Origin of the sequence: Methanohalophilus levihalophilus (assembly GCF_017874375.1) — an archaeon.
GTDB lineage: Archaea > Halobacteriota > Methanosarcinia > Methanosarcinales > Methanosarcinaceae > Methanohalophilus > Methanohalophilus levihalophilus.
The window spans coordinates 173,083-197,140 of the sequence record NZ_JAGGLK010000003.1 but is presented as its reverse complement, the minus strand read 5'-3'; the positions used below and the strand labels follow the sequence as shown (position 1 = coordinate 197,140).

Sequence of the window (24,058 nt, the reverse complement as noted above, 5' to 3'; positions counted from 1 at the left end):
GTTCCGGTATTGTTTAATAATAGTTTTGGTGGAAATTGAGACCAAAATCCTTATCTAAAAAAACCTGTTATGCCACAAAGATGAAACTTTATGTTCCACACGTGGGCCATATGGAAGGTTTACAGGATTTGCTTGAAGGATCCGATAACATTTATGCAGTGTACATGGCCGGTTCCCCTGATTATATTGGAACGGGACGTACAAATTTAAGTGCACCATCCCTGGAAGACATAGCAGAGCAGGTCGACTATGCCCACAGTAAAAACGTTAAACTTGAGATTGTTCTCAACAGCTCCTGTATGGGAGGACAGCAACTAACTCCCGAAGGATACAACGCAATTGCCTGGTATTTTGATCGACTCAGTGACATGGAAGTTGATTCAGTTACAGTAGCGGATCCATATCTTGTGGAAATGTTGAGTAAGGATTATGACATGGAAGTCGTGGTTTCCGTACTGTCATTCGTGGATTCGCCACAAAAAGCCATGTTCTATGAAGAGTTGGGAGCGGACACTATTGTAATAGACCCGGTGGTAAACAGGGACTTCCAGAAACTTGAAGCCATCAAGGAATCTGTGTCCTGTGGCCTGAAATTGCTGGTTAATGAGGCCTGCCTCTACCAGTGCCCCTTCAGATATGCTCACTTCAATTTCTTCTCCCACGCCAATGGACCCGGCCCAAAACCAAACGTGCTGGATGACTATTATTACTACAAGTGTCTTTCAATCAGATTGAGGAACCCGGAACAGATTATCAAATCCCCCTGGATTCGTCCGGAAGATATACCTCACTACCTACCTATAACAGACACATTCAAAATCGGTGGAAGAACACACTTTGTGGACTGGATTTTGAACAATGTAAACGCATATTCAAATCAGAAATACGACGGAAACCTGATGGATTTGCTTGACAGCATTCGTGACCTGCGGGAAGCTTTTGAAATACCGAATTCTGAACTTGAAGGTGCAATCGACCAATGGAAAAACTGCAGTAAGAACTGTAAGAAATGTGGCTACTGCAAAAAGCTGTCAGAGAAAGTAGTTCGGGCCATACAAAGCTAAGTGACAAATTTTGAGGAAATACAATGACAATTGCCGAATCTCTCCTAACTGTCAGGAATGATCTGGAAAAAAAACTAAGGGAAATGCTTGGAATTCCCGTGTTTCTTACAGAACTTGATGCTTTTGCCCTGCCCTGTGGGTGCAGCGGTGCCACCATTAATATACGTGGCCTCCGTACTGACGATGTGGAAGTGTTTGAGGAATACGTCCTGAAATTCATTGATGAAGCCGCGGAAAAAATGGAAATGGACCCATCTTTTGTTTTTGCCCGATTAATCCCCGGAACCGCAGAAATTGCATCCCTGAACATACGAATGCTTTGTGATCGCTGCTATCAGGAGTTTGGCCGTAGCGAAGGGAAGCAACCCAGACCTGATATTTACATCCTCAGGGCAGCCTGAGGACATGCTCTTTTGTAATGAATTTCCGAAAGCTTTATGAATTATATAATATAATCCCATGCATCCCTGTATTAGGTAATCTTATATTCATAAACTGGAGAACATGACTCTCCAGGAATTGCTCTTTATTATAATACAAGGAGCTAAGTGAACTAAACAAAGGAGGAGAAAAGCGAATGGAACCACTCATGGGTATGGGTGTGCTTGCAATCATAGGAGCTGCAGCAACTATCGCTGGCGCATCTGAAGATCTTGAGTCTGACGTAGGGTCCCAAAGTAACCCTAACTCACAGGTCCAGCTAGCACCCCAAATGAATTACCCTCATAGGATTTTCAACAAAGCTATTTCTGGTGAGCCTCCCTCTAACGCAATGTTAGGCGCTGTTGGTGGTACAATTGCCGCCGTGCTTATGAGCGCATTCAGTCTTTCTGTAGTATTTGCAATTGCTATAGGAGCACTAGTTGCCGCACTCATTCACGGAACATACTGTACATCTGCGTATATGGGAAGAAGTGCAAGTCAGAAACGTTTCAGACAACCAATATACCTGGACATAATACGCTCCCATGTCCCGGTAATGATGGGATTTGCATATATTACTACATTCTGTATTCTTGTCGTATCCTATCTTATGACCACAGTACTCGGTCACCCCTTCTCTCTGCCACTTCTGGCATTTATCTGGGGAATCACTGTTGGTGCAATCGGTTCTTCAACCGGTGACGTCCACTACGGTGCCGAGCGTGAATTCCAAAACGTAGAATTCGGATCAGGTCTCAATGCCGCAAACTCCGGTAACATTGTCCGTAAGGCAGAATCCGGTTTAAGGAATGGTATTGACAACTCATGGTTCTGTGCCAAATTCGGTGGACCTGTAACAGGTATCGCCTTTGGTATGACAGTATTCCTGAGCGGCTGGATTACAACTGTTTTCGATCCTTCAAAAGGAATAACTGCAGGATGGCTTTCTGTTATTGCAGGCGCCGTAATTGTACTTGCTCTTGTTATCTGGAACTGGAGAATTGAAGTATCAGCACGCAACGCCTACGGACCATACAAGGAAGATGAGGTGGAAGCATGATCGACATAGCCGGAATTCTTATTGACAACATCATGTTTGTCGCCTTGATTACTCTTGGTGGCGTACTGATTTCATGGAGTGTTCACTTCGTGCCTGTAGGCGGTGCACCTGCAGCTATGGCACAGGCAACTGGTATCGGAACCGGAACCGTGCAGCTCGCTGCCGGAGCAGGTTTGACCGGATTGGTTACAGCCGGTGCAATGCTCAATGCAACTGACAGCCTTCCACTCATCCTTGCATCTGGTGCAGTGGGAGCAATGATCATGATTTCTGTTACAATGATTGTAGGTGCCTGGGTATACGTTTATGGCGTAGGAGTACCCCCTGCCTCTGCAAAAGTCGACTATGACCCAATAACCAAGTACAGGCAGGACATTTACGTATCACAAGGAACAGAAGGACATGGAATACCAACCGTTTCTTTCGTAAGCGGTGTGATCGGTGGAGGCCTCGGAGGTCTTGGCGGTGCAATGATTTACTATTCTCTTGTTAACGTCACCACCGGCCTTTCAGCAACTAACCTGATTGGCCTGGCAAGTATCTTTGCAGTAGGTATCTTCTTCGTGAACGCGGTAATTCCATCCTATAACATTGGTGGTACCATTGAAGGTTTCCACGATCCTAAATTCAAGAGATGGCCAAAGGCCGTAATCGCATCACTTATTGTCACATTCATGTGCTCAATTGTTGGTGTACTCGCCATAGGAGGACTATAAGATGTCTGCAGGCGGAAGTGGAGGAGGAGCCGCAGAGGCAATTCCCCAGAATAAACTTATTGCATTCGGCGTAATCGCCGGATTAGTGGGTGTTTACCTATCCCATTATCTTGTAGCATATGTCAGCACTGCATTCTCCTTCGTAGGAGGACTTGCTGCAATCTGCGCAATCGTATGGGGTGGAGCAGCAGTAAGACGTGTAGCCAGTTACGGTCTTGGTACCGGAGTACCATCCATTGGTATGCTAGCACTTGGTATGGGTGTCGTAGCCAGCATGTTTGGCCTTGCAGTCGGCGGCATTGCCGGCCCTGTAATAGCCCTGTTAAGTGCAGCAATCATCGGCCTTGTAATCGGAGCACTCGCAAACCGTGTGATCGGAATGGGAATCCCAATCATGGAACAGTCCATGACAGAGATTGCCAGCGCAGGATGTCTTGCAATTCTCGGACTCAGCGCAGCCATGACAGGGACTTTCCTGTTTGACGCAGTCCTTAACAATGTTGTTGCAACCGGATACATAGCAGTGATTTTCATTGCTGGCGGTCTTGCTATCCTGCACCCATTCAACGCAAACCTCGGACCTGATGAAAAACAGGACAGGACCCTTATGACAGGAGTTGAAAAGGGAGCTATCGCAATGATAATAGCAGGTATTGTAGCTACCACAACTGATGGTGCAGCAGCAACACCTACCATCCTGATTGGACTGTTCATCTGGTACATTGCATTCGAGCAGTACAGGAAATATGTCGACAGGGACGCATACGAAGTCACTGGAGTCGGCCTCTTGCCTGCCGATGAGGAGGGATCAGAATGAGTATGGTACATGTTGCCCCTGAAACACATCTGGTCATGGATCCTATTGGCGGACTTGTAGCTGAAGAGCGCGAAGATGTTATCAGCTATTCCATGGACCCGGTGATGGAAAGAATCGATGAATTAGACAAAATTGCCGATGATTTGGTAAACTCACTTGCCCCTGACAGGGTACTGCTTAACTCTTTCGATGGAAGGGAGAGCTCTTCATACAAAGCAGGTATCTACGGAAATTCATTCTACGGAATAATTGCCGGGCTTGTGGTTGCCGGAATAATGGCATTGGTTCTCTACATGATGAGCCTGATTTCAATAGGATTGTGATATTATGGTTGACAAAAGAGAGCCTGCAGAAGGATGGCCAATCCTGAAAGGTGAATATGAAGTAGGAAATCCAGAAAACTGTGTTGCAGTTATTACACTTGGATCACACCTTGACGGAACACCCCAGCTTGATGCCGGAGCATGTATTACAGGTCCCTGTAAAACAGAAAACCTCGGTCTCGAGAAGGTAGTAGCCCACATCATTTCAAACCCGAATATCAGATTCCTGTTAGTAACAGGTTCAGAAGTAAAGGGCCACATTACCGGAGAAGCATTCCTTATGCTTCACAAGAACGGTATCAGTGAAAACCGTATTGTAGGCGCAAGTGGTGCTATTCCTTATGTGGAAAACCTTACAGATGATGCTGTAAAGCGATACCAGGAACAGATCGAGTGCATTGACCTCATCGGTACTGAAGACATGGGGCAGATTACTGCTAAGATTAAAGAAGCAGCTGCCAAAGATCCCGGTGCTTTTGACGCCGATGCCATGGTTCTTGAAGTAGGTGAAGAAGGCGAGGAAGAAGTAGAAGCTGGCGGTCTCAAACCAATGGCATCCGAACTCGCAACTATCAGGAACAGGATTCTTGACATCGAGAGGGAAATGGTCAATATTGGAAACCTGAACAAATTCCACGCAGGTATCCACGCGGGTAAGATCGAAGGAGTGATGGTAGGACTTGTGATTACCCTTTCACTTCTGGGACTTATATTGTTCGGGAGGTAAGTAAAATGGCAGAAGAAGAATCCGGACAAGGCGTGCCAATGGTTATTGAACCTTCAATGGGAGCCATTGATGCCAAAATTGACAGCATTCGCTACAGGGCACAGCTTATCGCAAGGAACCAGAAACTTGATTCCGGTGTCTCCGCAACAGGAGTTATCGGATTTGCTGCTGGTTTTATCTTTGCCATATTAATGGTACTGGTACTCCCTCTCCTTGTATGGGGGGTGATGTGATATGAGTAGTGCACAAGAAAATATCCCGGCAGTTGTAGTGGACACTGATGACTTTAATGAGGTCCTCAAACGACTGAACGAAATCGACGAGAAAGTCGAATTTGTAAACAGTGAAATCGCACAAAGAATGGGAAAGAAAGTAGGAAGAGACATTGGTATCCTCTACGGAGCCGTAGCAGGTATCATCATGTTCTTGCTCTACATTTCAATATCACCAGTACTCTTCTGAGAGGGAAATAATATGTTCAAATTTGATAAGAAACAGGAAGTTTTCGACATTGGTGGGATTAAGTTCGGCGGCCAGCCTGGCCAGTACCCCACTATACTTGTCGGTTCCATGTTCTACAACAGGCACAATATTGTGACTGATGAAGACAAAGGAACATTTGACAAAGAAGCTGCAGAGAAACTCTGGGACAGCATGATCGAGATGAGGGATATCACCGGAAACCCATGTGTCAACCAGATTGTGGGTGAAACACCGGAAGCCATCAAGAACTACATCGATTGGTTCATTGAATATGATGACAAGACTCCTTTCCTCATTGACTCATCCGCTGGAGAAGTACGTGCTGCAGCAGCAGACTACGTTACAGAGATTGGTGTGGCAGAACGTGCCATCTACAACTCTATCAACGCAAGTATCCACGATGATGAAATTGAAGCAGTAAAGAGAAGCGACATCAACGCTTCAATCGTACTCGCTTTCAACGCTGTCGATCCAACCGTCAACGGTAAACTCGAGATTCTCGAAGTTGGTGGAGCAGGACACAGCAAAGGTATGCTTGACATCGCAAAGGAATGTGGAATCACAAAACCACTTATCGATGTTGCGGCAACACCACTCGGAGCAGGATCCGGTGCATCAATGAGAGCAGTTATCGCTGTCAAAGGTCACCTTGGTCTTCCAGTAGGCGGTGGATACCACAACCTTGCATCTGCATGGGACTGGATGAAAGATTACAAGAAACAGTTCGAGACAAAAGAGCAGCGTAAGGCAGTTTACATGCCTGCTGACATTGGAACAAACCTTGTCCCACAGACACTCGGTTCCAACTTCCAGCTCTTTGGTCCTATTGAGAACACACCTCTCGTCTATCCTGCTACCGCAATGGTAGACATTATCCTCGCCGAAACTGCAAAAGAACTCGGTCTGGAAATCATGGACGAGAACCACCCTGTGAACCAGCTGGTATAATCCGGCTACGTTCACTTTTTCTTTCTTTTTTTCTTTTTTTAACTCAATCTGATTTCTTCAGGTAGAGCTTTGCGCACATATCCTCAATGGGACATACACCGCATTTCGGGGAAATAGGTCTGCAAATTTCTTTCCCGAAACTCACAAGCAACTCGTTGACGTCCCTCCACATATCCTCGGGAAGAACAGCCTGAAGTGCAATTTCAGTCTGATCAGGATTGGAAGTATCAACAATACCAAGACGATTGGATATCCGGTGCACATGCGTATCCACCGCAATAACATCTTTGGAAAAAGCGTAAGCCAGAACACAGTTTGCCGTTTTTCTCCCAACTCCCGGAAGCTCAAGAAGTAAATCCATATCTTCGGGAACTTCACCACCATACTTTTCCAGCAAAATTGAAGCTATCTGTATAACCCGGGGTGCTTTCATCCTGTAAAAACCAACATCCTTGATTAGATTCTCGATGGCTTCTGCATCTGCTGCAGCGAAGTCTTCCGGCGTATCATAGTGTTTAAAGAGACGGCGAGTAGCTACTTGAGTGACTTCATCACGGGTGCGCTGTGAAAGCACCGTGGAAATCAGGACATAAAATGGATCATGCCTGTCCAGAAAGAATTGCGGAGTGTAGTTTTGCTTGAGTTTTGCAAAAATAGTAGGTGCTTCCATACAGAAGAATACTAGTTACTGACAGAAATATTGTGCGCAATCTTGCAGGTTGCAAAATTAGTCTTCGCTAGGGAGCTTTTTCTGAAGTGAACTGCAATCAGTTGCATTGAATTGCAGACCAACATCCTCAGGAGAGTGCCCGAAAGCAAGAGCCAGCAATTGCGTGAAATGAAGCACAGGGATTCCGTAATCGTTTCCGCCTTTCTCTTTGATCTCCCTCTGCCCGTCATCAAACTGCAAATGACAGAACGGGCAGGCGTTTATGATGCAATCCACATCTGCTTCTTTTATCCGGGAAAGCTTGTGATTTGTAATGGAAAGTGCACTTTCGGACAAACCTGATCGAACACCTCCACCAGCTCCACAGCATTCCATCTTGTCGGGATAATCAACACTTTCACAGCCTGTTGCCTCAACGATTGCATCAAAGAAAGTTGGCCTTTCTATGCTCTCAAATTCCCGACCCCTGGATGGTTTGAGAAGATGACATCCATAGTGAACAGCGACTTTCAAACCAAGGGGATTTGTTACATTGAGCTTGATTGTTTCAACGCCGATTTCCCTGAACAGGAATTCGGTTATGTGCCTAACATCAATGCTGCCTTTGTATTCCTTTCCGATTTTTGAAAGGTGCTCATTTGTCATTTCCTTGAGCTTTGAACTTTCCTTGAGTTTGTTGTTGGCCTCTGCCAGCGAACCATAGCAGCCGTTGCAGAGAGTCAAGACATCCCTTTCCATTTCCTCGGAAAGGACGATGTTGCGGGAAGTAATTGCAAGCCATGCGGGTTCGTCAAATGAACGAAAAACACCCGGTGCGGGACAGCAGGAAGCGCCCACAAGGTCCGCGCAATCAATATCCAGCTTTTCAAAACAAAGTTGAGTAGCCTTTTCAATCCCGGGATAGCGGTTGGGAATCAGGCAACCAAGGAACAATGAAACTTTATCGGACATTCTTTATTCCCCCACAATTTCCTCGAAATCACAGCTTTTAAGCAATTCTTTGACTTCATCCAGAGATTCCGGTTCGCTGTGTACCGTGGAAGGCAGTTCTGAAAGTCCCAGTTGTTTACGTTTTTCAATATTATCATCATCAATTGGGACAGCATGACCGGTTTCAAGAAGAAGACCTGCGACTTTACGATGAGTATCAAGAATGATGCCCTGATGAACAGCAATTTCCCGAATCCTGAGCACTGCGTCAACAATCCTGATTGCACGGGGGCAGCGCTCCTGACAATTGTAGCATGTGGTGCACATCCAGAGAGTTTCATCTCCCATGACCTCTGGGTCACGTGCAGCCCTGCGTACAAGTCTCCTGATGTTCAGCACTGTGTGTCGCCCCGAAGGACAGCTACCGCTGCAAGTTCCACATTGCATACATTTCAGGATGTCGAAATCCCCAATTGCAGATTCAAGAGAAGCTGTACCTTCCGGCATCTATTCACCACATACAGTAGCGGGTTTATCGGTAATAAAACATGGGTTTTCCGCTTTTTCGGATATCACGATAGCCCCGATTCGAGTAATCAATCGCAGGGAATTGGCTGGAAAACAATCATCTCAAATGTAAAATCGGCCTCTTCGCCTTCAATTTTAGGCACATCGTTAATCGTAATTTCTTCCAGCAAATTCCATTTGTAACCTATGGAGTTTAGCACACTTTCAAAATACCCTGCTTCCATATCATCAGGGAAAACAATAACCATTACACCGTTTTCTTTCAAATAGCCAGCGTATTTCCTGAGTAACTCCTGCTGTTGAGGTTTGTCAAAGGAGTGAAGAATCATATCAAACAGGATAACATCAAATCTCTGCTCCAGCTCTAGACTCAGGACATCGCCTGCAATGCCCTTTATTTTGAGTCCTTTTTTCTCAGCAGCATCCATCATTTGATCAACGCCAACCTGAGAAATATCAACCGCTGTGACATCGTAGCCCAGTGATGCAAGGAACAGGGAATCCCGACCCTGACCACATCCCAGATCTAAGAGAGTTCCTTTTACAGGGTTGGAAGAAAAGTAATCCTGCAATTCCTGATACGGGTGACCGAACATCTCGGTGTTTTCCCTGTAAGTGTCATCAAAGGAGTCGTCAGATTCGGGATGATCGTGTTCCATAATGGATCTGAGGATCTATTGGTATTAACAATTGATGATGGCAGGATTCGAAAGAAGGGTTAAGCCCCGCTTTCTTGTTCCGGCATCAGGACATCGGTAACTCCGGTTCCTTTTTTGAACATCGTACGCCGATTCAGGACAACGATGACAACTGCCGCGAGAGCGAGAAGTAGGCTGTCCCAGGGTTGGGCATCGGGAAAGATGGGATTCATTACCTGAAAGTGGAACAGGTAAGCTATTAACAGGCTGCCTTTAGCGCTATTGAAAATGGGGGTGAGGATTATGGAGAGTACAATCACACCGCCAAAGTATGGCAAGACTGACCAGCTTTCAAATTGGAGTCCGCTGATAAAGAAAGCAGGGATATGCCAGGCTGCCCAGACGACACCCAGAATCAAGCCCGCCCAGAAGGGAGAGTATTTGCGCTGCAACAGGGGCAGGGCGACTCCACGCCATCCGAATTCCTCATTTGTGCCCAGAAGGAAAAGGGAGAATGCTATCGCCGGAAGCACCTGATACCATGGGGAAAAGGGGAACGGATCGCTGATGGTACCATTGATTGCGGCTCCAAGGTAAATGATAGCCGGAAAGCCCACGATTAAGAATAGCCACCAAACCCCGGGCATCCTCCACAGGGTTAGTCGCCTGAAAAAGCTACGCAAGCCTTGCGTTCCGTAATATCGCCAGACCAGAAATATGCCGACAATACCGGGAGAATACACTGCAAGGAGAAATACAGGAGTGCTAAATGATACGAAAACCAGCACAGCAGCGAGACCCCAGGTCAGGGCGAAGGAAAGCAAGAAGAAAGGAATGAGCGTTTTTACCGTCATTCCTTCAGCGTTTGGTTCTGTTTGCATCGTATTCTCCTTTTGGATTTTGAGTGGAATCGTATTACCAGTAATGATCTCCATAATTATGTTCAGTTTTATTTTTCATTAATATCCTTAAGTAAATTCCGATTAAGACAGCGATGAAAGCAACTACCATCCCAATAACAACCGAAGGTGCCACACTCCACAATACACCTCCTAGTATTGTAACCATAAATAAAACGCCACAAATATATCCAAACGAAAAGGAAATTTTATCCAAAAATCCAATCAAAATACCTTGAATAATCCCTCCAATTGTAAGTAAAAAGATCATGGAGTAATAATTAGAAATAGCTAAATTTGTTGTATCGGATGCTGGAAGAGAGTTGGAAAGTGCTTCTATAATCATGCTTCCAACGAAAAATTCCATTTCAATTCCAAAAACAGCTATTCCCGCAACAATACCTGAGATAAACAGCCCTACATGAAATAAAATACTGTCATGTATTTCTTGTAATTCCCCCATATTTAACCCTAGCCAAATTTGAAGATCTGGAAGATTGAGTTTAGTTCATCTTAATGTCTTCTGGCGTCTCTTTAAATGGGCAAGAATCGTCATAGCCATCGCATTGCATTCCGGTTAAGCAAACATGACCTCTTTCTGTCATTCTATCAAAAGTACACCATCCGTTTTGAGAGTGGTGGCACTTTAGCAGTGAACTCGATAGCCCTTCATTCATTTTATTACCTCACATTTCACGATGTAACTTATTTTTCTATCTGGTTAAACCAAGAAATAACTTTCTTTTCAAATCTTGAAACTTCAAAATTTAGTTGAAAAGTTATCTTTTCTCCGTACTCCTTAGCTTAACAGAAGCAAATAATGCAAATCTTTATATAATATTAAGTCGGTAAAGGGTTACTGCCTGCCATGTGGAGGGCAAAACTATGAAAATTGAGAACAAGTACCAGACAAAAGAAGACGTATTGCAAGCAGTAACCGAGAACGATGTCAAATTCATCAGGACCCAGTTTACAGACATCATGGGCATGATCAAAAGCTGGGCTATTCCATCCGAGGATTTGGAAGATGCCTTTAATGACGGCGTCATGTTTGACGGATCTTCAATCGAAGGATTTGCCCGTATTGAGGAATCTGACATGATCCTTATGCCGGACCCATCTACATTCAGGGTGCTTCCATGGAGGCCATCCGAAGGTGCGGTTGCACGTATCATCGGCGACATAAAGATGCCTGACGGCACACCCTTTGAGGGCGACCCACGATACGTCCTGAAGAAAACGATTGCTGAAGCTGCTGAATTGGGATACAATATGGATGTCGGGCCTGAGCTCGAATTCTTCCTGTTCAAACTGGATGAGCATGGCAATCCTACCACTGAGCTTACCGATACCGGAGGGTACTTTGATTTCGCGCCACTTGACAAGGCACAGGATGTCAGAAGGGCAATTGATTTTGCGCTTGAAGACACTGGCTTCAAACTTGAGGCATCACACCACGAGGTTGCACCTTCACAGCATGAAATTAACTTCAGGTTCGGCGACGTCCTGACCACTGCTGACAATGTCATCACATTCAAATACGTGGTGAAATCCATAGCAACCCACCACGGGTACTATGCAACCTTCATGCCAAAACCACTGTACGGAGTCAACGGATCAGGCATGCACAGCAACCAGTCACTGACTGATAAAAACGGAAACAATGTGTTCTACGACCCTGAAACTCCAAACGGGCTTTCAGATACTGCAAGATACTACATCGGCGGACTGCTGGATCACATCAGTGAATTTACAGCAATCACAAACCCGACTGTTAACTCATACAAGAGGCTGGTTCCCGGTTATGAAGCCCCGATTTACATAACCTGGTCTGACAGCAACCGCAGTTCACTCATCAGGATTCCGGCAACAAGAGGCAAGGGGACCCGTGTGGAACTCCGCTGCCCGGACCCGGCATGCAACCCCTATCTGGCATTTGCACTGATGCTGTCTGCAGGGCTAAACGGAATCAAGAATAAAACTGATCCCGGGGACTCAGTTAAAAGAAACATATTTGAACTTACAGAAACAGAAAAGAAAGATATGGGGATTTACTCTCTCCCGGGGAATCTGAGAGAGGCAATCGATGCAATGAAGAACAGTGATTTCGTACGCCAGACTGTAGGTGATCACCTGTTCGAGAATTACCTGTGTGCCAAAACAAAGGAATGGGACAATTACAAGGCAAGGGTACACCAGTGGGAACTGGACACATACCTTGGCATACTCTGAAAGGGATGTGAAAATCACATTCCTTTTCGGAAATTTGAATCAAATTAACAAAAGTGCTTGGTGAAACTTATGTGTGGAATAATAGGCGTAATAGACAGGAAAATGAACAAAATGGATGGCTCCAGTATCCGTGATGCATTAAGCCTCATGAATGAAAGAGGTAGCGGAGAAGGTGCCGGCTATGCTGCATACGGGATATATCCCGATTTTGCAGACTGTTATGCCCTCCACGTATTCTTTGACAACCTCGTTGAGCCAAAATCAACAGTAGATGATATGATCCAGAAATGGGGCAGGATTGTCTACCAGGAAGAAATACCAACCTACCAGCAACCGGGACTAAAAAGAGCACACGTACCATGGAGATATTTCTTCAAACCCTACAGTGACCTCATGACAGGAAGCAGCACACCTGAAGATGATATTGTAAAGCACCTTGTCATGCATATTAACTCTGACATAAAAGGTGCACTTGTATTCTCTTCCGGCAAGAACATGGGCGTGTTCAAGGCAGCAGGATGGCCCGAGGATGTCGCCAACTTCTACAGGATTGAAAATTACGAAGGACACATCTGGATCGCACATAACCGCTATCCAACCAACACTCCCGGATGGTGGGGAGGAGCACACCCGTTCAACCTGCTCGACTGGGGAGTTGTCCACAACGGGGAAATTACATCTTACGGAACCAACCGCAGGTTTGTTGAGAGCAATGGATACACCTGCAGCATGTTTACCGATACTGAAGTAGTCGCATACCTCTTTGACCTGCTCGGGAGACACCACAAGCTTCCCGAAGAAGCAATTGTGAAAGCACTTGCACCGCCTTTCTGGGATGAAATTGATTCAATGGAAGACAAGGAGCACGAACTCAATAAGGCAATCAGGCTTACATACGGCCCTGCGCTGATGAACGGCCCCTTCGCAATCGTTGTTGCAACCCAGAACTGGATGGTAGGATTCACCGATCGTATCAAACTCCGACCTCTCGTAGTCGGGGAAAACGGGGATCGTTTGTACATTTCAAGCGAAGAAGCCGCTATACGTGTAATGGACCCAAATGTCCAGAAAGTTTACATGCCAAAAGCAGGCGAGCCTGTAATCGGGAGGGTTATAGAATGAGCCTTGGCAGTATCCCTATGCGATACCGAGTAAAAATCGACCGAGAGCAGTGCATGGAATGTATGCGCTGTATCGACAACTGTTCCTACGGAGTTTTCCGGGAAGAAAACGGGAAAATCCACATCGATTCCCGAAACTGTACTGTATGCCACCGCTGTATTTCCATGTGCCCCAGAGACGCAATCGATTTGCATGAAAGGCCTGTGGATTACCGCAGCCACCCCCTCTGGACACCTGAAGCCCGAGAGGACATCATAAACCAGGCAAGAGGCGGAAAAATCATACTTTCCGGAATGGGAAATGCAAAGCCATATCCAGTCATTTTCGACAGGCTTGTACTGGATGCCTGTCAGGTTACAAACCCGAGCATTGATCCGCTGCGTGAACCAATGGAATTGCGCACATATATCGGGAAAAAACCCAAACAGCTTCATATTACGAAAAACGAAGCAGGGGATCTCGAACTTGAAACTGAGCTATCACCAAACCTCAAACTTGACACACCCATTATGATAGGCCACATGAGCTATGGTGCAATCAGCCTAAATGCCCAGCTCAGCCTTGCAAAAGCGGCTGCCAAAGTGGGAACTTATATGGGAACCGGGGAAGGTGGGCTGCACGAGCATTTGCATCCCTACCAGAACAACATGATTGTACAGGTTGCATCCGGAAGATTTGGTGTCGATATTGACTATCTTGAAAGAGGAGCTGCCATTGAAATTAAGATCGGGCAGGGAGCAAAACCCGGAATTGGAGGACACCTTCCTGGCGAAAAAGTGTGTGCAGACATTTCATGCACAAGGATGATCCCGCAGGGAAGCGATGCAATCAGCCCTGCACCACATCACGATATTTACAGTATTGAGGATCTTGCCCAGCTTGTGAGAAGCCTCAAGGAAGCCACCAACTGGGAGAAACCGGTTTTTGTCAAGATTGCAGCAGTCCACAATACTGCAGCCATTGCTGCTGGTATTGCCCGTTCATCTGCTGATGCCGTTGTAATTGACGGCTTCCGCGGAGGTACGGGAGCTGCTCCAAAGGTATTCAGGGACAACGTGGGAATACCAATCGAAGCAGCCATTGCAAGCGTGGACCAGAAGTTGCACGATCAGGGAATACGCAACAAGCTCTCAGTGATTGCAAGTGGAGGAATCCGTAACAGTGCCGACATCGCCAAGGCTATCGCTCTTGGTGCAGATGCAGTTTACATCGGTACTGCCGCCCTTGTTTCGATGGGATGCAGGGTTTGTGGAAACTGTTACCGCGGACTCTGCCCCTGGGGTATTGCAACCCAGCGCGAGGATCTTGTGCAGCGGCTTGACCCTGAAATTGAGTCCGAGCATGTGGCAAACCTGATCAATTCATGGACCCTTGAACTGAGCGAAATCATGGGAGCTGCAGGAATCAACAGTATCGAAAGCCTTCGCAGCAACCGCAGCAGACTTCGTGGTTACATGCTTGATGAAGGAACTCTTGAAGTACTGGAAGTCAAGCCTGTGGGGGCCTGAACATGACAAGCAGAACCATTAATGCAAAAAATATGCATTACACACCCCTGAACAAAAGGATTAAGGAACTCGTCAAAACAGGAGTTCAGGAAATAGTCCTTGAAAACGTTCTTGGGCAGCGGTTTATCGCAAACGGACTCCGAGGCAAGGTTACAATTCATATTCACGGGGTACCTGGAGGAGATCTGGGAATGTTTATGAGCGGACCCACATGCATCGTTCACGGAAACTGTGAGCATGCCCCCGGAAACACCATGGCAAAGGGAAAAATAGCCATCCACGGAAGCGCAGGTGATGCCGTAGCCCACAGCATGCGTGGCGGGAAAATATTCGTGAGGGACAATATCGGATACCGCGGAGGTATCCATATGAAAGAATATGGAGACAATCCTGCAGTCCTGATAGTCGGAGGATTAGCACAGGCATTCCTCGGGGAATATATGGCAGGAGGAAAAATCATTGTGCTTGGCTCAGGAAGCGATCGAGCTGTGGACGGAAGGGAAATTGGAAGCGGAATCCACGGCGGAGAAATCATTGTCCGGGGAGATGTTGATGAAAAACAGCTTGGCGTAGGAGCAATAACCGAGGATTTCGGGAAAGAGGACCTGGATGCAATTAAGCCACTCATCCTTGAGTTCTGTGAAAGCTTCAGTCTTGATCCAAAACAGTATCTTGATACTAAATACACACGCATAGTCCCTGCAAGCAGCAGACCCTTTGCGGGCAAATATACCTGGGAGTGAGCATCATGGGAAACTACCTCGATCTTAAAGAGAAAGTCTGGGAAACCGGACGTTGTAGCGGTTGCGGAGGCTGTACAGCAATCTGCCCGGCAGATGCCCTTTATTTTGACAATAATGAGACCGAAGTCAGGCCGACAACCACAGGCTACTGCAAGGAAGTCTCCGACGGAGTTCCCTGTGGCGCCTGTTATGAAGTCTGTCCACGCCTTTCCGGCGAGGAAACAAAAGAGGGAGAGATATTTGAAATTCTCGCTGCCAAAGCCGGGTTTGAAGTGGAAAAGAAACAGAGCGGAGGAGCGGTTTCTGCAATTCTTGTTAACGGGATTGAAGAAGGATTACTCGATGCAGTCGTCACGGTGGAAGAAAATCCGTGGACACTCAAACCTTCATCTGTTGTCCTCACATCCTCAGAAGCCCTTATTTACCGTGCAGGAAGTCGATACAGTTGGTGGGTACCCCTCCTGTCAGCCCTGAAGGAAGCTGTCGTTACAAAAGGATACAGGAAAATCGCCATTGTGGGACTCCCATGTGTGGTTGAAGCAGTAGAAAGGATTCGCACAAGTGAACATGAACTCCTGAAACCATATGGAAAATCCATATCCCTGGTCATCGGACTATTCTGTACCGAAAGTTTTAGTTATGACAAATTGATGGACACCAAAATCAAAAAGGAAAGGAACATCGAACCCTGGCAGATCCGGCGTATGGACGTAAAGGGAGCACTTGAACTTGTCCTTCAGGACGGGAAAGAAGTAATACCCATTGAGGAACTGGATGACTGCATCCTGCGGGGGTGCCATCATTGTGATGACTTTGCGGCTGAGAGAGCTGATATTTCGGCCGGTTCAATTGGAAGTCCGGAAAATCATACTACCCTGATTATTCGCAATCCAGTTGGTGAGCGATTTGTCAGCAGCGCTAAAAATTCCGGAAAGCTGCTAACCTCAGATGATGTTGAAAGGAGCATCATTGAGAAAATGGCTTCCAGAAAAAAAGAGCGTCTGCATGAAAAGTAACTTTTAATAGTTTCAGGGAGCTTGCGCCAAAGTATAATACCCATGGCCTGATATTTTCCTTTTAGGAGCACCGACTTAATGGCCATCTACACAGTTTCCGAGCTGAACAAACACGTACGTGAAGTTATTACATACGAACCAACCCTCCAGCAAGTGTGGCTTCAGGGAGAAGTTTCCAACCTCACCAAACACAGTTCGGGACATTACTATTTTACACTAAAAGATGAAAACAGTCAGATCAGCTGTGTTAGTTTCAGGTCTGTTAATCGTAATCTTCGTTTTGAAGTTGAAAAAGATATGAAACTCCTTGTTTTCGGCAATGTGGACCTGTACACTGTAAGGGGACAATACCAGTTTCAGGTTCTTGACCTGAGACCTGACGGAGTCGGAGAACTATACAAAGCCTACGAGCAATTGAAAAAGAGGCTTGATGAAGAGGGTCTTTTTGATCCTGCAAAGAAGCAATTCCTGCCGGATTTCCCCCGGAAAGTCGGAGTTGCAACATCCCCCACAGGAGCCGCCGTTCATGACATCATAAATGTCCTTAAAAGACGTTATCCAGTTGAAATGCTACTTGCACCAACCGTTGTGCAGGGAGAACAATCTGCTGATAGTATCGTGAAGTCACTGGAAATGCTTGACCGCGCAGAAGTGGACGTTATCATTCTGGGGAGAGGCGGCGGTTCCCTTGAGGACTTGTGGTCTTTTAATGAGGAAAAGGTTGCACGTGCTATTTACTCCTCAAAGATTCCAATCATTTCTGCAGTGGGTCATGAAACCGATTACACAATTGCAGATTTTGTTGCTGATGTAAGGGCACCCACGCCATCCGCTGCTGCCGAGATTGCAGCACCTGACAGGGAAGAAACAAAAAGGTGGGTGGAAAAGCTCGAAAAAACACTTGGCAGCGAAATTATTCACATTCTTCAGAGACATCGTCAGTCTCTGGAGAGTCTCAAAAGGCACATCGAGCCTTCCAAACTGGAACGTCTATACATGCAACAATGGCAGCATGTAGACGAAATTTCAGGACGATTACCCGGAATTATGAGGTACAGAATCGAAGCAAAGGGAGCCATGCTTTCGTCCGCTGCCGGGCGATTGAATGCGGTTAGTCCCCTTAATACATTAGCAAGAGGCTATGGGATTGTGCTTGATGAAAATGGAGTTGTCATTAACACGGTAGCGAAACTTAGCAAAGGAAGTTCTATTGAAGTGTTGTTAAGGGACGGAAAAGCCGATTGCATAGTAGAAAATGTTAAACCTGAATCACCAAAAACAAAAGGTGAAGATAATGGCAAATAAAGAAAAACCCGATGAACGCAGCTTTGAAGACAATCTCCATGAACTCGAGGAAATTGTCTCAAGACTTGAAGAAGGAGAACTTTCCCTTGAAGAAAGCATGGAAATGTTTGAGAGAGGAATGAAACTCTCCGCTGCCTGCAACACAAAATTAAGCCAGATGGAACAAAGGATCAAAGTTCTCGTGGAAGAAGGCGACAGGCTTCTGGAGAAGTCATTCCTGGAATAAAAAACAAAGTCAATTCCATTGCATATCGAAATCAAGAAAGTATAAGTAATCCTAATTTCATAAGGAAAATGCAATGAGTGAACTGCAGAACGTTCCTTGTTATATCGAGGGAATGGATGATATCCTGGGGGGATTTAAGTCACCGGCCGCCATTCTCATTGCCGGCAGTGCTGGCGTGGGAAAGACAACAATGGCCTTACAGATGCTGGCAAATGCCGCTAAAGCCGGAGAAAAAGCCCTGTATATTCCTCTCACTACAGAAACTGCCGAAAGGTTCAGGCTTTCTCTTTCAACATTCAAGTTTCTTGACGATTCCGTAGAAGTACATGAAATTAATAGGGCAAATGCCGAAAAGGATCCCCTAAGCACGCTTATTGATATCGGGAATGTCATAACTTCCGTAAATCCTGACAGGATAGTAATTGATCCAATAACACCTATCGGTTTTGGTTTTGTTGAACAGGAAAGAAGACGCTTTTTCTACACCCTTGATTCTATGATCCGGGAGTCCAATGCATTGACTTTCCTTATCGGTGAGCTGGAGAAAGAAGAAATCCACAAAAATGTAGCAAGCCACCTGACGGATGGAATAATTTACTTATCCAGATCCAGCCGGGAATCCCGTTCATACCAGGAAATGGAAATCCTGAAAATGAGAGGAGTTGAACCACCATACAGCATTGGATGTATGATCCAGAGTTTCAATTATTCTGTAAATCCAGAAAATTTCAGGGTTTTTTCTGATATCAAGGCTAATGGTGAAATTATCAAAGGTGAAGTCATCTCTTCAGGAATCGAAGGCTTTGACGAAATGATTTCCAACAAACTACAATCCGGAAGCTCAATCCTTGTTGCTGGCGAACCCGGGAGTGGAAAGACTGTTTTTGGGTTGCAATTCATAAATAAGAGCCTTGAGAACGGCGATAAATGTGTTATTTTGACCTTTTACGAAACCGTTGATCAGATAATTGAAAACGCTGCCTCCTTTGGATGGGATTTCAGGAAGCACGTTGATTCCGGGAATCTGGTTATTGTGAGTGACGGCCTGCAAGACATCTGTTTTGCAAAATATTCCAACCTTATCAAGGAAAATATTGAGCAATCCAATGCCAAACGTGTAATGATTGATGGATTGCCAAATATTGAACTTTCAATTACTGATCCCATGAAACTCAGGGGTTTCCTGCATTCCCTCACAAATTACCTTAAGGAAAAAGGTGTAACCTCACTTTTCACCACCGAAATGACAGGTGCAGGATGGGAGAAAGTAAACAGCCTTGAAGCATCCTTTATAGTGGATATTCTGTTGGTACTCAAAATGACCGAGGATGCAGACACTACAAAAAGACTCCTTCAGGTAATGAAAGCAAGAGGGATACCCAGCAATCTTACGCTGAAAGAGTTCCAGATAGATGAAAAAGGAATAACGTTAGGATAAATCAGATATTCTGGATTTTCCTCTCAATGGCAGTACCTTCCTCAGTGAGGGAATACAAGCCATTGTTCCCGGAAAGAAGACCTTTCTCCTCAAGTTCGGAAACCATTTTTTCAACCGAAGGTTCGATCACATGCATGAGTTTAGAAATGTGTTTTACATCCAGTTCCCCTTTGGAACCCAGAAGAGTCAAAAGTTTCTGTCTGTTATTGTTTCCTGTAACAAAACCCATGAGTTCTTCTTCCATAAATATCACCAGTTATCGATATGGGACGCATACTATAAACCACTTGCTTAAGGTTTCCGAAAAAACCTTAAGAAGCCAGATTGTACGACGAGTAAACTAATTGTAGAAATAAGGTAATTGCATGTTATGGTAAAGCTCAGGAAGATTGCAATCCAGACAATCAAAAAATGGAATGCTGACAATGGAACTTCGTTCAGCGCAGCCCTTTCTTTCTACCTGATCCTTAGCCTGCCTTCCCTGTTTTTATTTTCGCTTTCCCTTGGTGGAATGTTTCTGAAAATGGAACGGTTGCAGGGTGCGATCATCAATTATATTTCACCCTTTGCAGACGAGCAAATAGTAAACTCCCTGAATCTACTTTTTCAGCAATTACCGGAAACCGGCTCTCTTACCATTGGGTTGTTGAGCAGTTTTGTGTTGTTCCTCTGGAGCGCCGGCAATATTTTCATCCATTTGCAGAAGACCATCAACATCATGTGGGGATTGAAAGAATCCAGAGAAAAATGGTACCGCAAATTGTTGCAAAAACGCCTCTCTTCTTTTATTGCGGTTTTTATGTTTAGCTTGTTGCTTATATTAAGCATCCTTGCAGAAATTTTCCTGGCAATAATCTCAAAATTCCTTAACGAGATCCTGCCGTTTTCCCTTGATTTGATACAATACGGATCTGCTGTGATTAACTTCCTGGTACTCACCGTATTTTTCATATATATCTACACACTACTTCCGGAAAAGAGCATTGAAACAAAGTTCATTGCTGCTGGTTCAATACTAACAGTTGCTTTCATAACCCTTGGAAAATACCTTTTTAGCCTCTACCTTTCGTATAGCAGTCTGACAACGGTCTACACGCAGATTGGAGCTTTTCTGGCAGTGTTTTTGTGGTTGTATTATTCAGCTATTATCGTAACGGTAATGATTGAATTCATTAAGGTGTATTCTGATACCTTGAAACAAACTGTGAAATCTTCAAACTCACAATAAAATGGAAAAAGTAATGGGAAATTCAATATTTCCTATTCCCGAAAATTCCGGAACCGACACGCACCATCGTAGCCCCTTCCTCAATGGCCACCCTGTAATCACCGGACATACCCATGGAAAGTTCCTGAATATCGATATTGCCGCTATTCTCCCCTTTCATCTCATCAAAAAGCGCTTTCATTTTCCTGAAATACAAACGAGTTTCCTCAGGAGACCCATACGGAGGTATGCACATAAGACCTTTCACAAGGATGTTGTCGTATGAATGAATTTCGGATACTACAGAGTTGATTTCATCGAGATCAAAGCCATATTTCTGAGGTTCATCTCCGATATTTACCTGAAGAAAAACTTCCTGTACTTTTCCAATTGCTTCGGCTTTCCCGTCAATGTCCTGAATCAGCTTCAGGGAGTCAACTGACTGTATGATATCAAAATACTGGACAGCTTTTTTGACCTTGTTGGACTGCAAATGACCAATCAGATGCCTTTCACAGGGCAGGATTTCAGCACACTTGTCTTCAAATTCCTGAACCCTGTTCTCCCCTATGATTGTTGCACCTGCCCTGATAGACTGATTTATCCGCTCAGCGTCCACGGTCTTGGTGACGGAAACGAGTTTAACATTTCCGATTTCCTTCAGAACTGTTTTTGTGTTTTCATCGACTGACATTCGTAATTCCGGAGATTTTGGTGTTGAAATAAAATGGATTTGTAATACAATTCAAACTCGGTATGGATTAAGTGAAGTGATTTGTATATAAGAGGTTCGTTTGGATTTCAACTTCTCAAAAGAATCAAAAAGGGAATAAGTGTGCAGGATAAGAATTTGTGGGGTGGAAATGCTGTTATACAAACCACCGACGTCCCATGTGTTTAAACGAGATGGGCAGACGGCCCATGAAGGCGATGCTTTTTGAACCATCTGCCTCCGTCGGTACCACCCCACTATGTTACTCCTTTTTAAGGCTTCAAAGTATAAAATAATTACATCTACAAAACTTTGCCACAGATATGACCGCTATAGATTTACTAATAAATTCCCATTAAAATTTGTGAATCATGGTTATTCCTTAGACGATTTTGTTAAAATAAAAAATGACAGCTGTGTTAATGATGCATGACCCATCAAAAATCATAGCTAAACATGACGAGAAAAACACAAAAGGAATACTTTTATAACCCAGCGTGCCCATTTAGGGCATGGCAGGCTAGTCCGGGTAGCTCGGCGTTATCTATAACCCGAAATCGTCGATAAGCGGGGGACGAAGCCGAAGGAAGGTCTCTGGATCATCTTCAAACCTGTGATCTCAACTGCGAAGCCCCGTCCTGTCTGGATGGTGGTGATATGGGGACTGGTTGGAGAATCAGTTTCTGCATCTTCATCGTGGAGAACGGCCGAGGCCCGGAAGGGAGCAGGCTTACCGTGAGCATACATCGCTTTCAGGGTTGCGGAGTGGAGGAGAGATTGCAGACCACTTGTTGGTGTGAAGGACATCGACCCAAGGCGTGCCTGTCAACTTATACCTAGAAAAACATTAAATATCTGTTAGTCTTTATGGACTGATGCGTGACGAGATAGCCAAGCCCGGTATGGCGCAGGATTGCTAATCCTGTGGTGCTATGCGCCTCGGGGGTTCGAATCCCCCTCTCGTCGCTTCAACACTTTTTTGTCGTCACTTATATCTATAAGAATCACAGAGGTTGTCACATGTCAGAACACATGAATGAACTTCCGGTCATTCAAAAATCATCTCAAGATGAAAAAAAGTCCTCCGCTTGCGACGGATGTGAAACAAAAGGATGCTGTGGCGCCCTTGGGATTCGTGCAGGCGCTGAAAAAGAAGAGGTCTATCGAAATCTGACAATTTATCTCATACTGCTGGTTGTCATAGTTGTCGGGGCCTATATTCTCAAAAACCTTATGTCACTGGTTTTATCCTGATCAACGCTTGTAAGGATAGCGCATTATTCTTCCGCATTTAAGGCAGGTAATGCAAACATTATTTTTCTGCAATCTGACCCTTGAAGTACTTCCGGGAACAAGATAAGAATCACAGCTTCTGCATACCTTTTGGCGCAAATCCCGCGGAAGGCGGACACGGTGTCGCATCCCCATCCTGCGTGCAAGAGCAGCATACCTTGAACTTCTTTCAGGATGAGTTTCAAACTCCGCTTCCGCAAGCTCGAAAAGACGGCGTATGCGCTGTGCAGCCATTTCTTTAATGAGAGATTTCTGTTGTTTGCGGGAGCGTGACATATTACACCTGTTATTCTTTATCCTTCAACAATGTTTTCGAGAATGACTACTTCAACATCCTGCGCTTTTTCTTTTACAAGGGAAATAAAAAGATCGAGATCCCCATCCATTCCTTCCAGAGTTCCATAATGCATTGGAATTACGACTTCAGGCCTAATCCAGGAAACTGCTTCTGAAGCTGCTTTCTCATCCATTCCGTATCCTGCAATGGGCAGGAGGGCAACATCTGCATCGATTTTTTTCATTTCCTCAATCAGATCGGTATCACCTGCGTGATAGATCCGCTTTCCACCAATTTCAACGATATAACCAACACCCATTCCCTTTGGATGATTGGATTTCTCAATGTTATAAGCAGGAACAACTTCTATATTGAGCCCTTTAATGGAAAGCTCATCATGCAAAATGTCTCCTGCATCAATCCGTCTTGCATCACCACGGAATTCAAGATTACAGCTTTCCGGGATCAATGTTGTAGCCGTACTTTTCCTCACTTTTGTGATTGATTGCGGAGAACAATGATCATGATGTTCATGGGTAATCAGAAGAAGATCCGCCTGCAAATCGTGGCCTACGTATGGAGGTACTTTATACGGATCAATGTAAACAACATGCTCTCTGTCCTTGAGAACAAAACCTGCATGGCCCAGCCATTCAATTGTAACGGATCCAGTTTGAAAGCTTTTCATGAACAACCTTCCTGCTAGCTGTGATAGTTATCAAGGCGTATAATCTTTCTGATTCAGATGAAAAA

The 24,058-nt window shown here is 45.1% G+C and carries 30 protein-coding genes, 1 tRNA gene and 1 other RNA gene; 22 read left to right on the top strand and 10 right to left on the bottom strand.

What is annotated here, in order from left to right:
- Positions 1 to 80 precede the first annotated feature (80 nt).
- From J2755_RS08340 to mtrH, 10 genes are all read left to right on the top strand, one after another.
- Complete coding sequence (locus tag J2755_RS08340; protein WP_245312852.1) at positions 81 to 1,064, top strand: peptidase U32 family protein; 984 nt, start codon at positions 81 to 83, stop codon at positions 1,062 to 1,064.
- A gap of 23 nt (positions 1,065 to 1,087) precedes the next feature.
- Positions 1,088 to 1,465, top strand: coding sequence for a DUF5402 family protein (locus J2755_RS08335; RefSeq protein ID WP_209681926.1), 378 nt, complete (start codon positions 1,088 to 1,090; stop codon positions 1,463 to 1,465).
- Positions 1,466 to 1,641: 176 nt separating this feature from the next.
- Positions 1,642 to 2,547 carry a tetrahydromethanopterin S-methyltransferase subunit E gene (gene mtrE / locus J2755_RS08330; RefSeq protein ID WP_209681924.1) on the top strand — a complete coding sequence of 302 codons (906 nt, stop codon included), beginning with the start codon at positions 1,642 to 1,644 and terminating at the stop codon, positions 2,545 to 2,547.
- Positions 2,544 to 3,263: a tetrahydromethanopterin S-methyltransferase subunit D gene (gene mtrD, locus J2755_RS08325; protein ID WP_209681921.1), complete on the top strand. Its 720-nt coding sequence runs from the start codon at positions 2,544 to 2,546 to the stop codon at positions 3,261 to 3,263. The genes mtrE and mtrD overlap by 4 nt, the downstream gene beginning before the upstream one ends.
- Position 3,264: 1 nt before the next feature.
- Positions 3,265 to 4,080, top strand: a complete 816-nt coding sequence (gene mtrC, locus J2755_RS08320; protein WP_209681919.1) for a tetrahydromethanopterin S-methyltransferase subunit MtrC — start codon at positions 3,265 to 3,267, stop codon at positions 4,078 to 4,080.
- Positions 4,077 to 4,403, top strand: coding sequence for a tetrahydromethanopterin S-methyltransferase subunit B (locus tag J2755_RS08315; protein ID WP_209681917.1), 327 nt, complete (start codon positions 4,077 to 4,079; stop codon positions 4,401 to 4,403). The genes mtrC and J2755_RS08315 overlap by 4 nt, the downstream gene beginning before the upstream one ends.
- 4 nt (positions 4,404 to 4,407) lie before the next feature.
- Positions 4,408 to 5,130: a tetrahydromethanopterin S-methyltransferase subunit A gene (gene mtrA / locus J2755_RS08310; protein ID WP_209681915.1), complete on the top strand. Its 723-nt coding sequence runs from the start codon at positions 4,408 to 4,410 to the stop codon at positions 5,128 to 5,130.
- Positions 5,131 to 5,135: 5 nt separating this feature from the next.
- The gene (locus J2755_RS08305) at positions 5,136 to 5,363 is read left to right on the top strand and encodes a tetrahydromethanopterin S-methyltransferase subunit F (protein ID WP_209681913.1); all 228 of its coding nucleotides are present in this window, start codon (positions 5,136 to 5,138) and stop codon (positions 5,361 to 5,363) included.
- Between the two features lies 1 nt (position 5,364).
- Positions 5,365 to 5,592, top strand: coding sequence for a tetrahydromethanopterin S-methyltransferase subunit MtrG (gene mtrG / locus J2755_RS08300; protein WP_209681911.1), 228 nt, complete (start codon positions 5,365 to 5,367; stop codon positions 5,590 to 5,592).
- Between the two features lie 12 nt (positions 5,593 to 5,604).
- A complete protein-coding gene (gene mtrH, locus J2755_RS08295) occupies positions 5,605 to 6,561 on the top strand; it encodes a tetrahydromethanopterin S-methyltransferase subunit H (protein WP_209681909.1) in 957 nt (318 codons plus the stop codon).
- A 43-nt stretch (positions 6,562 to 6,604) separates the two neighbouring features.
- Here mtrH and nth read toward each other — a convergent pair whose 3' ends face one another.
- From nth to J2755_RS08265, 6 genes are all read right to left on the bottom strand, one after another.
- Positions 6,605 to 7,231 carry an endonuclease III gene (gene nth / locus J2755_RS08290; protein WP_209681906.1) on the bottom strand — a complete coding sequence of 209 codons (627 nt, stop codon included), beginning with the start codon at positions 7,229 to 7,231 and terminating at the stop codon, positions 6,605 to 6,607.
- 57 nt (positions 7,232 to 7,288) lie between these two features.
- A complete protein-coding gene (hdrB, locus tag J2755_RS08285) occupies positions 7,289 to 8,182 on the bottom strand; it encodes a CoB--CoM heterodisulfide reductase subunit B (RefSeq protein WP_209681904.1) in 894 nt (297 codons plus the stop codon).
- A 3-nt stretch (positions 8,183 to 8,185) separates the two neighbouring features.
- Positions 8,186 to 8,668 (bottom strand): CoB--CoM heterodisulfide reductase subunit C, encoded by a 483-nt coding sequence (gene hdrC / locus J2755_RS08280; RefSeq protein WP_209681902.1) that lies wholly within the window; start codon positions 8,666 to 8,668, stop codon positions 8,186 to 8,188.
- A gap of 89 nt (positions 8,669 to 8,757) precedes the next feature.
- The gene (locus J2755_RS08275; RefSeq protein ID WP_209681900.1) at positions 8,758 to 9,348 is read right to left on the bottom strand and encodes a class I SAM-dependent methyltransferase; all 591 of its coding nucleotides are present in this window, start codon (positions 9,346 to 9,348) and stop codon (positions 8,758 to 8,760) included.
- Positions 9,349 to 9,407: 59 nt separating this feature from the next.
- Positions 9,408 to 10,181 (bottom strand): CPBP family intramembrane glutamic endopeptidase, encoded by a 774-nt coding sequence (locus J2755_RS08270; protein WP_245312850.1) that lies wholly within the window; start codon positions 10,179 to 10,181, stop codon positions 9,408 to 9,410.
- A 61-nt stretch (positions 10,182 to 10,242) separates the two neighbouring features.
- Entirely contained in the window at positions 10,243 to 10,689 is a 447-nt protein-coding gene (locus J2755_RS08265) for a hypothetical protein (RefSeq protein ID WP_209681898.1), read from the bottom strand.
- Between the two features lie 422 nt (positions 10,690 to 11,111).
- Here J2755_RS08265 and glnA point away from each other — a divergent pair, with 422 nt between their 5' ends.
- The 8 genes from glnA (at position 11,112) to J2755_RS08225 (ending at position 19,816) form a co-directional block, all read left to right on the top strand.
- Positions 11,112 to 12,458 carry a type I glutamate--ammonia ligase gene (gene glnA / locus J2755_RS08260; RefSeq protein WP_209681896.1) on the top strand — a complete coding sequence of 449 codons (1,347 nt, stop codon included), beginning with the start codon at positions 11,112 to 11,114 and terminating at the stop codon, positions 12,456 to 12,458.
- Between the two features lie 69 nt (positions 12,459 to 12,527).
- Positions 12,528 to 13,580: a class II glutamine amidotransferase gene (locus J2755_RS08255; RefSeq protein ID WP_209681894.1), complete on the top strand. Its 1,053-nt coding sequence runs from the start codon at positions 12,528 to 12,530 to the stop codon at positions 13,578 to 13,580.
- Complete coding sequence (locus J2755_RS08250) at positions 13,577 to 15,088, top strand: glutamate synthase-related protein (RefSeq protein WP_209681892.1); 1,512 nt, start codon at positions 13,577 to 13,579, stop codon at positions 15,086 to 15,088. Before J2755_RS08255 ends, J2755_RS08250 begins: the two co-directional genes overlap by 4 nt.
- Positions 15,089 to 15,090: 2 nt before the next feature.
- Entirely contained in the window at positions 15,091 to 15,831 is a 741-nt protein-coding gene (locus tag J2755_RS08245; protein WP_209681890.1) for a GltB/FmdC/FwdC-like GXGXG domain-containing protein, read from the top strand.
- Between the two features lie 5 nt (positions 15,832 to 15,836).
- Positions 15,837 to 16,847 (top strand): Coenzyme F420 hydrogenase/dehydrogenase, beta subunit C-terminal domain, encoded by a 1,011-nt coding sequence (locus J2755_RS08240; protein WP_209681888.1) that lies wholly within the window; start codon positions 15,837 to 15,839, stop codon positions 16,845 to 16,847.
- A 78-nt stretch (positions 16,848 to 16,925) separates the two neighbouring features.
- A complete protein-coding gene (gene xseA, locus J2755_RS08235) occupies positions 16,926 to 18,152 on the top strand; it encodes an exodeoxyribonuclease VII large subunit (protein WP_209681876.1) in 1,227 nt (408 codons plus the stop codon).
- A complete protein-coding gene (gene xseB, locus J2755_RS08230; RefSeq protein ID WP_209681871.1) occupies positions 18,142 to 18,378 on the top strand; it encodes an exodeoxyribonuclease VII small subunit in 237 nt (78 codons plus the stop codon). The genes xseA and xseB overlap by 11 nt, the downstream gene beginning before the upstream one ends.
- A 73-nt stretch (positions 18,379 to 18,451) precedes the next feature.
- A complete protein-coding gene (locus J2755_RS08225) occupies positions 18,452 to 19,816 on the top strand; it encodes an ATPase domain-containing protein (protein ID WP_209681870.1) in 1,365 nt (454 codons plus the stop codon).
- Position 19,817: 1 nt separating this feature from the next.
- Here the strand turns inward: J2755_RS08225 and J2755_RS08220 are convergent, their stop codons facing one another.
- Positions 19,818 to 20,060, bottom strand: coding sequence for a transcriptional regulator (locus tag J2755_RS08220; RefSeq protein ID WP_245312848.1), 243 nt, complete (start codon positions 20,058 to 20,060; stop codon positions 19,818 to 19,820).
- A 126-nt stretch (positions 20,061 to 20,186) separates the two neighbouring features.
- On the opposite strand from J2755_RS08220, the gene J2755_RS08215 reads away from it, so the two are divergent.
- A complete protein-coding gene (locus tag J2755_RS08215; protein ID WP_209681869.1) occupies positions 20,187 to 21,044 on the top strand; it encodes a YihY/virulence factor BrkB family protein in 858 nt (285 codons plus the stop codon).
- A gap of 22 nt (positions 21,045 to 21,066) precedes the next feature.
- Here the strand turns inward: J2755_RS08215 and J2755_RS08210 are convergent, their stop codons facing one another.
- Positions 21,067 to 21,717, bottom strand: coding sequence for a YggS family pyridoxal phosphate-dependent enzyme (locus J2755_RS08210; protein WP_209681865.1), 651 nt, complete (start codon positions 21,715 to 21,717; stop codon positions 21,067 to 21,069).
- A 531-nt stretch (positions 21,718 to 22,248) separates the two neighbouring features.
- Between J2755_RS08210 and ffs the strand changes: the two genes are divergently transcribed.
- The 3 genes from ffs to J2755_RS08195 all read left to right on the top strand — a co-directional run bounded on the left by ffs (position 22,249) and on the right by J2755_RS08195 (position 22,989).
- Positions 22,249 to 22,563, top strand: an RNA gene (gene ffs, locus J2755_RS08205) — signal recognition particle sRNA.
- A 53-nt stretch (positions 22,564 to 22,616) separates the two neighbouring features.
- A tRNA-Ser gene (locus J2755_RS08200) sits at positions 22,617 to 22,701 on the top strand.
- A gap of 54 nt (positions 22,702 to 22,755) precedes the next feature.
- Complete coding sequence (locus J2755_RS08195) at positions 22,756 to 22,989, top strand: hypothetical protein (protein ID WP_209681862.1); 234 nt, start codon at positions 22,756 to 22,758, stop codon at positions 22,987 to 22,989.
- Here the strand turns inward: J2755_RS08195 and J2755_RS08190 are convergent, their stop codons facing one another.
- Both J2755_RS08190 and J2755_RS08185 read right to left on the bottom strand, forming a co-directional pair.
- Positions 22,990 to 23,304 (bottom strand): ribonuclease P protein component 4, encoded by a 315-nt coding sequence (locus J2755_RS08190; protein ID WP_209681860.1) that lies wholly within the window; start codon positions 23,302 to 23,304, stop codon positions 22,990 to 22,992. It abuts the gene before it with no gap.
- A gap of 17 nt (positions 23,305 to 23,321) precedes the next feature.
- A complete protein-coding gene (locus tag J2755_RS08185) occupies positions 23,322 to 23,993 on the bottom strand; it encodes an MBL fold metallo-hydrolase (protein WP_209681858.1) in 672 nt (223 codons plus the stop codon).
- Between the last annotated feature and the right edge of the window lie 65 nt (positions 23,994 to 24,058).

What these genes read in the sequence shown, in the direction of transcription:
- mtrC (WP_209681919.1), top strand. Translation starts at nt 3,265, where the DNA reads ATGTCTGCAGGCGGAAGTGGAGGAGGAGCCGCAGAGGCAATTCCCCAG.
- J2755_RS08210 (WP_209681865.1), bottom strand. Translation starts at nt 21,717, where the DNA reads ATGTCAGTCGATGAAAACACAAAAACAGTTCTGAAGGAAATCGGAAAT.
- J2755_RS08245 (WP_209681890.1), top strand. Translation starts at nt 15,091, where the DNA reads ATGACAAGCAGAACCATTAATGCAAAAAATATGCATTACACACCCCTG.
- J2755_RS08225 (WP_209681870.1), top strand. Translation starts at nt 18,452, where the DNA reads ATGAGTGAACTGCAGAACGTTCCTTGTTATATCGAGGGAATGGATGAT.
- mtrH (WP_209681909.1), top strand. Translation starts at nt 5,605, where the DNA reads ATGTTCAAATTTGATAAGAAACAGGAAGTTTTCGACATTGGTGGGATT.
- J2755_RS08195 (WP_209681862.1), top strand. Translation starts at nt 22,756, where the DNA reads ATGTCAGAACACATGAATGAACTTCCGGTCATTCAAAAATCATCTCAA.
- mtrE (WP_209681924.1), top strand. Translation starts at nt 1,642, where the DNA reads ATGGAACCACTCATGGGTATGGGTGTGCTTGCAATCATAGGAGCTGCA.
- J2755_RS08335 (WP_209681926.1), top strand. Translation starts at nt 1,088, where the DNA reads ATGACAATTGCCGAATCTCTCCTAACTGTCAGGAATGATCTGGAAAAA.
- hdrB (WP_209681904.1), bottom strand. Translation starts at nt 8,182, where the DNA reads ATGTCCGATAAAGTTTCATTGTTCCTTGGTTGCCTGATTCCCAACCGC.
- J2755_RS08220 (WP_245312848.1), bottom strand. Translation starts at nt 20,060, where the DNA reads ATGGAAGAAGAACTCATGGGTTTTGTTACAGGAAACAATAACAGACAG.
- J2755_RS08265 (WP_209681898.1), bottom strand. Translation starts at nt 10,689, where the DNA reads ATGGGGGAATTACAAGAAATACATGACAGTATTTTATTTCATGTAGGG.
- xseB (WP_209681871.1), top strand. Translation starts at nt 18,142, where the DNA reads ATGGCAAATAAAGAAAAACCCGATGAACGCAGCTTTGAAGACAATCTC.
- J2755_RS08240 (WP_209681888.1), top strand. Translation starts at nt 15,837, where the DNA reads ATGGGAAACTACCTCGATCTTAAAGAGAAAGTCTGGGAAACCGGACGT.
- J2755_RS08255 (WP_209681894.1), top strand. Translation starts at nt 12,528, where the DNA reads ATGTGTGGAATAATAGGCGTAATAGACAGGAAAATGAACAAAATGGAT.
- J2755_RS08275 (WP_209681900.1), bottom strand. Translation starts at nt 9,348, where the DNA reads ATGGAACACGATCATCCCGAATCTGACGACTCCTTTGATGACACTTAC.
- J2755_RS08305 (WP_209681913.1), top strand. Translation starts at nt 5,136, where the DNA reads ATGGCAGAAGAAGAATCCGGACAAGGCGTGCCAATGGTTATTGAACCT.
- xseA (WP_209681876.1), top strand. Translation starts at nt 16,926, where the DNA reads ATGGCCATCTACACAGTTTCCGAGCTGAACAAACACGTACGTGAAGTT.
- mtrG (WP_209681911.1), top strand. Translation starts at nt 5,365, where the DNA reads ATGAGTAGTGCACAAGAAAATATCCCGGCAGTTGTAGTGGACACTGAT.
- nth (WP_209681906.1), bottom strand. Translation starts at nt 7,231, where the DNA reads ATGGAAGCACCTACTATTTTTGCAAAACTCAAGCAAAACTACACTCCG.
- J2755_RS08340 (WP_245312852.1), top strand. Translation starts at nt 81, where the DNA reads ATGAAACTTTATGTTCCACACGTGGGCCATATGGAAGGTTTACAGGAT.
- J2755_RS08185 (WP_209681858.1), bottom strand. Translation starts at nt 23,993, where the DNA reads ATGAAAAGCTTTCAAACTGGATCCGTTACAATTGAATGGCTGGGCCAT.
- J2755_RS08215 (WP_209681869.1), top strand. Translation starts at nt 20,187, where the DNA reads ATGGTAAAGCTCAGGAAGATTGCAATCCAGACAATCAAAAAATGGAAT.
- glnA (WP_209681896.1), top strand. Translation starts at nt 11,112, where the DNA reads ATGAAAATTGAGAACAAGTACCAGACAAAAGAAGACGTATTGCAAGCA.
- J2755_RS08190 (WP_209681860.1), bottom strand. Translation starts at nt 23,304, where the DNA reads ATGTCACGCTCCCGCAAACAACAGAAATCTCTCATTAAAGAAATGGCT.
- J2755_RS08315 (WP_209681917.1), top strand. Translation starts at nt 4,077, where the DNA reads ATGAGTATGGTACATGTTGCCCCTGAAACACATCTGGTCATGGATCCT.
- J2755_RS08270 (WP_245312850.1), bottom strand. Translation starts at nt 10,181, where the DNA reads ATGACGGTAAAAACGCTCATTCCTTTCTTCTTGCTTTCCTTCGCCCTG.
- J2755_RS08250 (WP_209681892.1), top strand. Translation starts at nt 13,577, where the DNA reads ATGAGCCTTGGCAGTATCCCTATGCGATACCGAGTAAAAATCGACCGA.
- mtrD (WP_209681921.1), top strand. Translation starts at nt 2,544, where the DNA reads ATGATCGACATAGCCGGAATTCTTATTGACAACATCATGTTTGTCGCC.
- hdrC (WP_209681902.1), bottom strand. Translation starts at nt 8,668, where the DNA reads ATGCCGGAAGGTACAGCTTCTCTTGAATCTGCAATTGGGGATTTCGAC.
- mtrA (WP_209681915.1), top strand. Translation starts at nt 4,408, where the DNA reads ATGGTTGACAAAAGAGAGCCTGCAGAAGGATGGCCAATCCTGAAAGGT.